Here is a 10,686-nt window from a genome sequence, read left to right as displayed (position 1 = left end):
CCAATCACTACAATATGCGTTTCTCAACGTTCAATTTTATTTCTTTTACAAAATCAGCCGTAGCATCTCGATATATTCCAGTTTTAGGTTAGCCTTAACTATTTCCAATTCTTTTTCGAGAGGCTACAAATTACTCCTTATTTATAGTATATACATGTATATACCATATGTCAATCTTAAGTATATTTTATGTAAAAAAAAATATATTATAAAATATTTAAGTTTAATTTTATGATTATAAAGTTTTTCTCTTCTAATAAAACTTATTATGCATTAGTAAAAGGCTAATTTACCGGCAAAAGCATGAAAAAATAGACCATAAAATATCTTATGGTCTAAATTATATAAGTTAGTTCTTACAATCTCATTACAAAGTGATATAAAATTTACCTTCCAAATATATTTTTGTATCATTAGTCTGACACGCTAAGTTCTACTTAAGCAATAGTAGAATATATGATAATAACTTTTTTAATTTATAGCTTAATCAAACGATCATTTGCCTGTATCAAAGTTTCATCATGAGTTACCATTAGTACAGTTTTTCCTTCATGGTTTAATTGGTGAAGAATTTTCATTACCATTTGACCATTCTTACGGTCAAGGGAACCTGTAGGCTCATCTGCCAATACGAGCTGACAATTCTTTAATCGCAATCTTGCAAGTGCAATACGTTGTTGTTCACCACCAGATAGAGAATAAACTTTTTGCTTTAGTGAGGTTTCCATACCAACAGAGTGCAATGTTTCTTCTACCGTTATACCAGATTTGCCTTTTGGATGAACCAGTAGCAAATTTTCTTCTACTGTTTTCTGCTCCACCAAAGCAAAATTTTGAAAAACAAATCCTACTATATCTCTAAAATACTCTTTAAGGTTTTTCGTGTTGGTAATTTCCAACCCAGCCACATTGATATTTCCTTTTGTGACAGGCTCTAGCCCCCCAATCATATTTAACAAGGTGGTCTTCCCACACCCACTTTCACCTGTAATTACTACAAATTCACCATCACCAATACTACAATTAAAATCATCAAATATTACTTTATTGCCAAATGATTTACAAACACTATGTAATTCAATCAATGCTTTTTTCAAACTAAATTCCTCCCTTCAATACCCTTTGAATTTGTAAATTATCATTTTTCCGTGTCAAATATAGAAGGATGCCAATATCTAATAAAAAGACAATAATACTTTCCCAAGCTATATAGCCAATAGCACCAATTTTAAAAATTATTGTACATACTAGAGCACCAACCAAAGAAATCCCACACAGGACACCAATCAATAGAAAAAAAGATTTAAATCGTTCAAATACAGAATAGCCCATGACCTTTTTAATGGTCAGTTCCTTTGCATTTGTTTCGTAGGCGATTCTCAACGAAAGAATTGAAATCTGCACTTCCAGAATGAGTATCAATAATGTCAATATCACAGCAATCAACAAACTTCTATTTTGCAGAGACCAGAGGCCATTAAACCAATTACCCACATTGATAACAGTAAATTCGACCAATGACGGATTTATTGCCTCACCGGAAATTGCATTGGCAAAGTCACGAATTTTTTCTTGGTTATTTTCTAAAGTTATAAATTGCATAAGATATTCAAATTTATGTGCAATTATTCCATCGGGATGGTCAGCTTCTTTTAATTGATAACTCACAGGATATACTGGCAATGCTCCATAGTTATAGGTATCCAAGAGTATAACTGGATTTTTAATTTTGTAAGAATAATCAAATTCATTGTTTATATGACCCTCTGCTATAACAGAGAGTCCATCTTTATATGTGAATACTCCATTTAAATTATTTTCATCTAATCCCAACAGATTGCCAGCTTCCATGATTTCTTCCACTATTTCTGATTTATTTGCACTATCAGGAATTAAAATATAATTACCTTCCATTTGGCAAAGAACATCCCATTCTGGAACCATGTCACTGTATTGTGTTAATCCCGACAAGTTAGCAAATATATATCTATCTCCCCATTTTGGACAAACTTTTTCAAAAGATTCGTAACAGACAAGAGAACATCTAAGTTCATTGTAACTATAACGCATAAAATTATCACGAACCTGCTCATATATATCAAGAGGGGGGATGCTTTCAAAGTGTCCAATTGCAAATTCCATTTTTTCATAGTCATAGGGATAAGTAACATCAACGTGAACCATATTCGGTTGTCTTGAATAGTAGTTTTTTTGCTTATAAAGCTTTATCCCTTCAAAGGATAGATATATAGTAACAGATAATATTAAAACAGTTAGAATAGCAACTAATCCCTTAATTATAACGCTTATACGTAATGCTTTTTTAGAATAAGCAACAAATTTAATTTGTAAAGGCTTTCTGACTCCCATACCTAAGGCAATAACAAAACCATTACTTAAAATCAAGATCAAAAATCCTATTACAGATGTATTCCATCTAAACAGCGGATTTGTGAATGGCAATAATAATAGTATAGCTACAAGTGCTGAAATCAAAAATCCCACTATATCAGATATGACTTTATGAGCCCGCATATGAATAGAGTCTGCACCTAATACCATTTTTATTATTTGCTCTTTTTTACTATATACCGTATCATAATAAGTAAGAAGTAATATGGTTATAATCAACACAAACCAAGTAGCAGCTACAACTTTCTCTGAAACTCCGTGTATGGGATCATTGCGAAAATTACCAGAATATTGTACCATGCCAGGAAATAGCATTGTATAAAGGTCTTCCGATGATTGACCTATATACCAGCAATTTTGCAATTCTTGCTCTCCTGCTTCCTAAAAGGTTTAAATATAAATATCTTCACGTCCCTATAATAAATTATAACTTGAATTATTTATTCTAATATTAGTTTGTTGCATAAACAGAACTTATCAATAAAATAAGTCATCGCTTTGTAATAAAATGTTTTTATCAAAAAACTAATATAACAAAGGATGACTTACAGAATAATTATATCAGAAGATTTAGTTGCTGAAAACATTATGCTAGGCTGGTTTATTACAAGATCCCAGTTATGATACCTAAAACATCTTTCCCGTTTAATGCTCCATATATCCTAGTTATTTAGTGAAAAATGTTAGTATCAAACTAAATGCAGTCCCATTTATTTCACATTTGATATTTCCCTTAATTTGCCTAACTAATTCTTCTACAACAGTCAACCCTATGCCACTAGAACTTTTACTCCTCGCTGAATCGCTTTTATAAAATAAGTCAAAAATCCTATTTGGATCAACCTTATCACTGATATCGAATTGATTTTTAAATTCTAATGTAATTTTATTGTTTACTTTTGCCATTGCTATTACCGCACTATCTCTAGCATGTTCTAAAATATTTTTAATGATATTTTGTATAATTCTAATCAAAGCTGTTTCATTTGAAACAACATAATAATCTTCATCTTCATTGAATTTAATTGATAAATCAATGTTTTCTTTTTGAAATTCTTCGTAGTATTGAAAAATTGTATTAACTAAAATTTCCTTTAAATCACATATTTCTAATTCTAAATGAAATATGTGATTTTGAAGTTTTGAATATATAAATAAATTCTCAATCATGTAATTTAATACATTTACCCTATCTTGTAATATATCTGTATAATAATCCTTTTTATTTAAATCATCGCTTGCTTTTAGCAATTGAATATAACCATCTAAGGAAGTTAATGGAGTTCTTATATCATGAGATAAGCTTGTTAAAGTGTTTTTTAAATAAATATCTTTATTTACATATTCCTTTTTTAAACCCTTTGATTGATTAATCAATTCGTTAATTTCTCTAGCTAATTTGTTTATTTCTTTATTTTTCATATTACAAAAAATAATTTTATTTGTATCATGTGAAATAATAAATTTTAATTGCTCAGTAATAGAACGAACTTGTTTCCGATAATTATATAAATATAATATAGCAATAAATAAAATAATAATGATAATAATTAGCGCAAACTTCAGCCTAATACTCTCCTTATTGAATATCTCTGTTATTCGCAATATACATACTAATTGCCGTATATATTGTCGTTGAAACAATCGCTATAAATAATGGTATATAATCTCCCAACTCCATACCCTTCATACTTAATCGTCCAATATTTCCCGAATTTAAAAAGTACATTATACTTTTTTTATTTGATTTTATGAAAGCATCAACAATTTGTAATATACCGGCGGAAACTAAAATACCTATTAATAAACTTGCAATTTCATTTTTTAAAAGTGTAATTGAAAATATCATAAATGATCCAAATGCCACATGCAATATCCATTGATAAAGAATATATTTTATCAACAATCGCAAATTCTCCACAAAAACATATCCAAACAATATTTTACTGCTTACAAATATTGTTACAGTTGCTACTGCCAATAAAATTAATGAATATATCCCTACGATAATCATTTTAGATAACAATATAAATCCACGATTTGATACTTGTCCCGCAATATTTTTAATAAAACCAGAAGTATTTTCTTTACTTACAAAACCCACAATAAACACGACCAAAAACATTAGTACAATTTTGCTCTGAATATTTATTTTGATTAATCCATCAACGGGAACTTTATTATCTTCACACCACTTTGGCGAAACACTTCCTATATATATTCCCCAATTAACTTCCTCTGAAGATGACTTTAGATTTTCTAATGCAGATGGGTTGTTCTTATAATACTCTATATCTGAATAGGACATATAGACGGAAGCAAACATCATTAATATCAAAAATATCAAAATAAGCCATGTGGTTTTATTTTTTCTCATACGATAAAAATCCATTCTAATTAGATTGTTCATGAATATTACCCCCTGTTAAATGAATAAAATAATCCTCTATAGAGATAGATTCTATAGAGATACTGTTAATAGAAATATTGTTCTTATATAATCCCATTGAGATTAATCCACTATCATTTAATCTTTCATAAATATTTATCGTATGATTATCTATCACCTTGTAATTGTTAAATCCTAATTTGTCTAGGACTACAATTGCTTTTTTAGATTCTTCTATCTTTATTTCAATATGATTAGAGCATATCTCCTTAAACTCTGCCTTCGATATTTCTTTTAATAGCCTTCCATCATTGATTATTCCAAACCTATCAACGATTTTTAACAATTCATCCAAAATGTGACTTGAAATTATCATTGTTATCCCCAACTCTTTATTGAGTTTCAATACAATATCTCTAACATCTTTTATCCCTTGTGGATCTAATCCATTTATAGGTTCATCTAATAATAATAAATCTGGTTCTCCTACTAATGCCATGGCAATTCCTAATCTTTGTTTCATTCCTAAAGAATATTGTTTTACCTTTTTATTTGACTCCCCTTCTAGCCCAACAATTTGTAAGATAGAACCAATATATTTAGAATCATTTATCCCTAAGCATAAGCACTTTAACTTTAAGTTGTCATATGCCGTTAAATTTGAATATAGTCCAGGAGCTTCAATCAATGTACCTATTCTTGATAAAACCTTTTCCCTATCAGCCCCACTATAGTCAAATAAGGCAATTTCTCCATTGCTAGGTTTTACTAATCCTGCTATAATCTTTAAAAGAGTTGTTTTCCCTGCTCCATTTTTCCCAATTAGCCCGTAAATTTCGCCTTTTTTTAAATTTAAGCTTATATTATTAATGGCAAATTGATTGCTATATTTTTTTGATAAGTTTTGAACTGAAAGTAAATAATCCATTTCTAACCTCCTTCTCTTATAATCACTTACATTATAAAAGAAAAAGTTTAACAATTCGAAAATAAAGATTAAAGAATTGTTAAAGATTTATTTGCTTAACCGAAATCCTATTCCCCAAACTGTTTCTATATATTCTTCATCTGAATACTCTTTGAATTTTTTCCTCATATTACTAATATGTACATTTACTGTTTTATCTTCTCCCTCAAAGTATTCATTCCATGCAAAATCATAGATATCTTGCTTTGAAAACACTCTATTAGGAAAGCTCAGTAATAATTCTAAAATTTTAAATTCTTGCGGAGTTAAATCCACCTCATGATTTTCAATCATTACCTTATGCAAAGACTTATCCAGTGTCAGATTTTTATATTTCATCAATTTGTTATTTACTTTTTTGTTTTTATTTCTTAATTGCACAAACATTCTAGCCTTTAATTCTTCTATTTTAAAGGGCTTTGTAAGATAATCATCTGCTCCTAACATTAATACATCAACTTTGCTTTCCAATTCATCCTTCGCAGAAATAACAATGATAGAGGAATCCGTCAAATTCTTTATTTCTGATATTAATTGTTCTCCTGAAATTCCTGGAAGCATTAAATCAAGCAAAATAATATCAAAATCATATTTCCCTAAATAAAGCAAAGCTTCTGTCCCAGAAAAAGCCTGTTTACAATTATAATTATTAACTGAAAGACTTTCAAAAATATAATTGTTGATATCTGTATCATCTTCAACAATAAGTATTCTTGAATCATTCTCATTACCCATGTTATTTCCACCCTCCTACCTATTCCACCTTACCAACTTTTTAGTAGATTATATCATAGCAAATATAATACAAACAGCAGGGACAACTCCTACTGTTTGTAAAAAGAATACACAAAATTATTTACACAATCAACTCTTTTTTCTTAAACTCGATATTATTGATATCCCTATTTATCTGTGTTTTATTACTTTCAAGTTTGGCAATTATTCTATCTATATTTCTATCTAGATTTCTCAATTTTTTCTCATTATCACGAATCATACTACGTACATTTAGATCAGTAAATATATTATCAAACCAAAAATCAATTGCTCTCGTTGTTGAATCTATGTCTATAAACTCTGCTGATTTAAAGATATCTATATCTATAAGTTCCTTATGTAAATCCTTAAGCTGAGAATGCAGTCTATTAAACTCCGCTTGAGCATCATCAACATGACTATACTTTGCCATGTGGCTTATTATCCCGCTTTTAGCCCATATATCATATGTAGCCCAACTTTCAGCGCTTTCAAGATGTTTCATTGCACTTTCTATTGTACTTTGAACTCTATTTGCTGCCATAATAGCCTCTTCCGTCTCGACTAACTGCTTTAAAAGTCTTTCACGTTCTTCTTCGAGTTTTTTATATTTAATGGAAACTTCATTTGTAATACCACTGAGTATCTCTTTCTCCCGCCTCTTTAGCTCTTCTTCATATAGCTTCTCTTGCCTTTTTAAATCTGCTATTTTACTCCCCAGTTCGTTACGTTCTCGATATAGCTCCCTAACTCTATCACATGCTTCATCATATTCTAGCTTTGCAGCCAACATTTCCTGTGTTTCTTTATCAACTTTACCTTCATATTTTCCAATGAACTTTAATATTATTTTGGAAAATGACTCCCGCTCTAGCTGCTTCACATCTAAAGATTCGGATTCATATTTGCTTTGTAACTGTTTTACCTCATCTTCGGCTTCATATATACGTCGGCGTAACTTTTCCATACGCTCCTGTAATCCCGGCAAAATCGACAAATCATCCATTATCTCTTGTAATTTCCCCCTGTCCATGACATCAACCCCTTTATATAGCCTATTTTTATTTATGGTAAGGAGCATTATTAATAATACGGTAAGCCCTATAGATCTGCTCATATATAATTATAAAAAGTAAATCCGTATCCATATCCATATTTGAAATATTCAAATAAAAATCTATGTTTTCATTAAATTCATTGTTTAAAATTATGGTTATATTGCTATAGCCTTGTATTCCCAGATCATTTATTTTATTTGCCAGTTTTTCAGATGATATTTTTGCACCATCTTTATCTATTTTAATTATATATGTTTTCTTATTTGTTTCTTTTTCTATATTTCTAGTTACCTTATGTTCTATTTTACAATATTTACTTAGCCTTTTGGTATATTCTTTTATGGCCTCTTTAGTATATTTATGCTGTATTTTTTCTTCACCTATTATTTTTATTTTCATGTCCCTTGCTTCCTTTTTCATACGCTATATATATCTGATCGAGCAGTATAAGTCTCATAAGTTGATGTGGAAATGTAAATGATGAAAAAGATAGTAGCATATCAGCACCATTTATAATACTATCATGCAATCCCAAAGAACCACCTATTATAAAATCTATACTTTCTACTCCTTTTTCACCTAAGTTACTTATCCTTTCTGCAAAATTTTCAGAATTAAAGGGCTGCCCTTCTATAGCCAATGCTATAGAAAAGGCTCCCGCCCTTTTAAATCTCATGATCTTTTCCCCTTCTTTGGCCTTTATAATATCCTGTGCATGCTTTGATATACCCTCCGGTGCTCTTTCATCCTGCACTTCTATAATCTCTATATTATAATAAGTTCTAATACGGTTTATATATTCCTCTATACCCTTTTTGAGGTAAGGCTCTTTCACCTTACCTACAGCTATTATTCTGATATCCATAAACACTGCTCCATACTTTAGATAAAGCCATTTCGCATTCCTAAGATCTCTATGGCAATAAAAATTCCTACTATGATAACAGCAACTATCGCCGGCATCATATCTACCATACTCCACCTTATGGGCGAAACCATAGCCCCATCTTCCTCCACATATACTGAAGTCCCTTTCGTTTCCTTGTTAAAACTTTTAAAACATGATATAAATGCCCATAATGCAAGCACTGCTATAATCGCCCAAAATCCTATGCCGGCAAGTATAGCCCCCTTGGGAAGCTTTGAAATATCTTGCATCATAATTTCATTTTCAGCATACAAACCTTGAACTTTTGACTGTATATAGGTAGCAGTAACCGCTATGGTATTATTTGTAAAATGATATATAAATCCAGCCCATATGGAGTTGCTTTTTTGCACCACATAGCTTATCACAATACCTAACAATATTATTGCCGGCAATGTAACCACACTCATATGAAGTAATGCAAATAAGATACCGGTTAAAACAACCGCCGCAGTACGTCCTATATTTTCATATCCCCTTAATATAACACCTCTAAATAAAAACTCCTCTACAAAAGCTGGCACTGCACCTACACATATTACTCCCAAAAGGTACTGCCACAGATTCTCCACTGGCGGTGAAGGTGGTGCTGTTGGTGTGCCTATAAAGCTCAAAAGCCATAGCCAAATAATATTAATAAATATGATAACACAATATCCAAATACCGCCATACCAACTACCAGCCAGCCCTGCCTTTTGGTCAGCGGATTAAATCTAGCAACCTCTTTTACATCTTTTTTAGTGGCTAGTAGATATATAAGAGGTGGAAGACCTATTATGGTCACTTCCAAACTGAAAGTCATTATATAGTAAAGAATCGGCTCATTTTCCATGTCTATTTGACCACTGAATAAAAGTGGCATTACTATCATAAGTAGTAATACCACAAGATATAGAATACTACTTGCTAAAACAGAAGGATATCTAGTCTCTCTCATAAAAATTCCCCAAGCCCCTTTCTTTTAAATTATTCTACCTACACTGGTTTGTAATCCAAACTTATGACAACATCCCTTTGCTGTCCATTTCGGATTATTCGAACCTTTACTTTGCTGCCTACCTTATAGGCATATATTGTCTTTCTAAGCTGTAACATATTATCTATCTTTTTACCACCTATATGGGTTATTATATCATCTATCCTCACTCCCGCCTTATAGGCCGGCCCTCTAGGATCTATGTTTACTACATATACACCATCATTTATATTTTTGTCCTGTTTATAATAGCTTGCTATCTCTCTATCAAAGCCAACTACACCTATATATGGAGTTATAAATTCCCCTTCTTCTATAAAATGACTTATTATAGGTTTCGCCACATCTATGGGTATTGCAAAGCCAATGCCTTCTGCACTTGTAACCTTTACAGTATTTATACCCACCACTTCACCCTTTGAATTTATAAGGGGCCCTCCGCTGTTCCCTGGATTTATAGATGCATCTGTCTGTATAAGATCCTCCATAAAGTTTTCTCCCCGCTCTGTGGGTACCTGGATAGTTCTTCCCAGTGCACTTATAATTCCTGAAGTAACTGTATGTTGAAACTGAAGCCCCAATGGTGTACCTATTGCTATAGCTGTCTCTCCTACTATCAGCTCTTCACTGTCACCAATTCTTGCTACAGGCAAATTTTTAGCATTAACCTTGACAACAGCCAAATCAAGTGTAGGATCGGACCACATAGTTTTACCCTCTAATTCATCACCATTTTTCAGTATAACAGTTAAACTGGTAGGATTTCCTCCCGCCACATGGTCATTTGTTAATATATAACCATCTGAATGTACTATAACACCAGAACCTACACCCTGAACGACTTTATTTGCATCAAACATAGAATCCTGTTTAGTCTCTATGGTGGATATACCCACCACTGAAGGCACTACATCACCAACTACCTGAGCTATGGATGTATTGTTATTTGCATCATCTCTTACCTGTTTAGTTCTATCAACATAATAATTTTTATTGTAATCATATTTTATTTGATTTTTAGTTTCATTTGGTTCGGAAGGGCGCCTATATGTACCACATGCCGATAATAGAGCACATGTCATAAAGAGGCTCAAAATTCCTGCCCCAAAACGAGTATAACTACATCTCCTACGCATTCAGCCATTCCCCTTTCACAACATTATCATAAATGGTTACATGCGTTAGGGCCTTATACCCGT

At 31.5% G+C, this 10,686-nt stretch carries 11 protein-coding genes; all 11 read right to left on the bottom strand.

The window, feature by feature from the left end:
* Window positions 1-476 precede the first annotated feature (476 nt).
* The gene (locus EJN67_RS10090) at window positions 477-1,085 is read right to left on the bottom strand and encodes an ATP-binding cassette domain-containing protein (protein WP_129724191.1); all 609 of its coding nucleotides are present in this window, start codon (window positions 1,083-1,085) and stop codon (window positions 477-479) included.
* Between the two features lie 13 nt (window positions 1,086-1,098).
* The gene (locus tag EJN67_RS10085; RefSeq protein ID WP_129724187.1) at window positions 1,099-2,775 is read right to left on the bottom strand and encodes a hypothetical protein; all 1,677 of its coding nucleotides are present in this window, start codon (window positions 2,773-2,775) and stop codon (window positions 1,099-1,101) included.
* A 303-nt stretch (window positions 2,776-3,078) separates the two neighbouring features.
* A complete protein-coding gene (locus EJN67_RS10080; protein ID WP_129724186.1) occupies window positions 3,079-3,834 on the bottom strand; it encodes a sensor histidine kinase in 756 nt (251 codons plus the stop codon).
* 157 nt (window positions 3,835-3,991) lie between these two features.
* Complete coding sequence (locus EJN67_RS10075; protein WP_129724185.1) at window positions 3,992-4,822, bottom strand: ABC transporter permease subunit; 831 nt, start codon at window positions 4,820-4,822, stop codon at window positions 3,992-3,994.
* Window positions 4,806-5,729 (bottom strand): ATP-binding cassette domain-containing protein, encoded by a 924-nt coding sequence (locus EJN67_RS10070; protein WP_129724184.1) that lies wholly within the window; start codon window positions 5,727-5,729, stop codon window positions 4,806-4,808. Before EJN67_RS10070 ends, EJN67_RS10075 begins: the two co-directional genes overlap by 17 nt.
* 87 nt (window positions 5,730-5,816) lie before the next feature.
* A complete protein-coding gene (locus EJN67_RS10065) occupies window positions 5,817-6,503 on the bottom strand; it encodes a response regulator transcription factor (protein ID WP_129724183.1) in 687 nt (228 codons plus the stop codon).
* A gap of 121 nt (window positions 6,504-6,624) precedes the next feature.
* Window positions 6,625-7,557: a coiled-coil domain-containing protein gene (locus EJN67_RS10060; RefSeq protein WP_129724182.1), complete on the bottom strand. Its 933-nt coding sequence runs from the start codon at window positions 7,555-7,557 to the stop codon at window positions 6,625-6,627.
* Window positions 7,558-7,585: 28 nt separating this feature from the next.
* Window positions 7,586-7,981: a 23S rRNA (pseudouridine(1915)-N(3))-methyltransferase RlmH gene (locus EJN67_RS10055; protein ID WP_129724181.1), complete on the bottom strand. Its 396-nt coding sequence runs from the start codon at window positions 7,979-7,981 to the stop codon at window positions 7,586-7,588.
* Window positions 7,959-8,447, bottom strand: coding sequence for a 23S rRNA (pseudouridine(1915)-N(3))-methyltransferase RlmH (gene rlmH / locus EJN67_RS10050; protein WP_129724180.1), 489 nt, complete (start codon window positions 8,445-8,447; stop codon window positions 7,959-7,961). The genes EJN67_RS10055 and rlmH overlap by 23 nt, the downstream gene beginning before the upstream one ends.
* Window positions 8,448-8,464: 17 nt before the next feature.
* On the bottom strand, window positions 8,465-9,448 hold the full coding sequence (locus EJN67_RS10045; RefSeq protein ID WP_129724179.1) for a CPBP family intramembrane glutamic endopeptidase: 984 nt from the start codon (window positions 9,446-9,448) through the stop codon (window positions 8,465-8,467).
* A gap of 38 nt (window positions 9,449-9,486) precedes the next feature.
* Window positions 9,487-10,623: a S1C family serine protease gene (locus tag EJN67_RS10040; protein WP_129724178.1), complete on the bottom strand. Its 1,137-nt coding sequence runs from the start codon at window positions 10,621-10,623 to the stop codon at window positions 9,487-9,489.
* Window positions 10,624-10,686 lie beyond the last annotated feature (63 nt).

Origin of the sequence: Xylanivirga thermophila (assembly GCF_004138105.1) — a bacterium.
In the GTDB taxonomy this organism is placed as follows: Bacteria; Bacillota; Clostridia; order Caldicoprobacterales; family Xylanivirgaceae; genus Xylanivirga; species Xylanivirga thermophila.
Note: the sequence above shows the minus strand (reverse complement) of the source record. Positions and strands in the feature narration are given on the sequence as shown.

Bases quoted from the DNA above. Each gene is read 5' to 3' on its own strand.
- EJN67_RS10080 (WP_129724186.1), bottom strand. From the start codon at position 3,834: ATGAAAAATAAAGAAATAAACAAATTAGCTAGAGAAATTAACGAATTG.
- EJN67_RS10075 (WP_129724185.1), bottom strand. From the start codon at position 4,822: ATGAACAATCTAATTAGAATGGATTTTTATCGTATGAGAAAAAATAAA.
- EJN67_RS10070 (WP_129724184.1), bottom strand. From the start codon at position 5,729: ATGGATTATTTACTTTCAGTTCAAAACTTATCAAAAAAATATAGCAAT.
- EJN67_RS10065 (WP_129724183.1), bottom strand. From the start codon at position 6,503: ATGGGTAATGAGAATGATTCAAGAATACTTATTGTTGAAGATGATACA.
- EJN67_RS10060 (WP_129724182.1), bottom strand. From the start codon at position 7,557: ATGGACAGGGGGAAATTACAAGAGATAATGGATGATTTGTCGATTTTG.
- EJN67_RS10055 (WP_129724181.1), bottom strand. From the start codon at position 7,981: ATGAAAATAAAAATAATAGGTGAAGAAAAAATACAGCATAAATATACT.
- rlmH (WP_129724180.1), bottom strand. From the start codon at position 8,447: ATGGATATCAGAATAATAGCTGTAGGTAAGGTGAAAGAGCCTTACCTC.
- EJN67_RS10045 (WP_129724179.1), bottom strand. From the start codon at position 9,448: ATGAGAGAGACTAGATATCCTTCTGTTTTAGCAAGTAGTATTCTATAT.
- EJN67_RS10040 (WP_129724178.1), bottom strand. From the start codon at position 10,623: ATGCGTAGGAGATGTAGTTATACTCGTTTTGGGGCAGGAATTTTGAGC.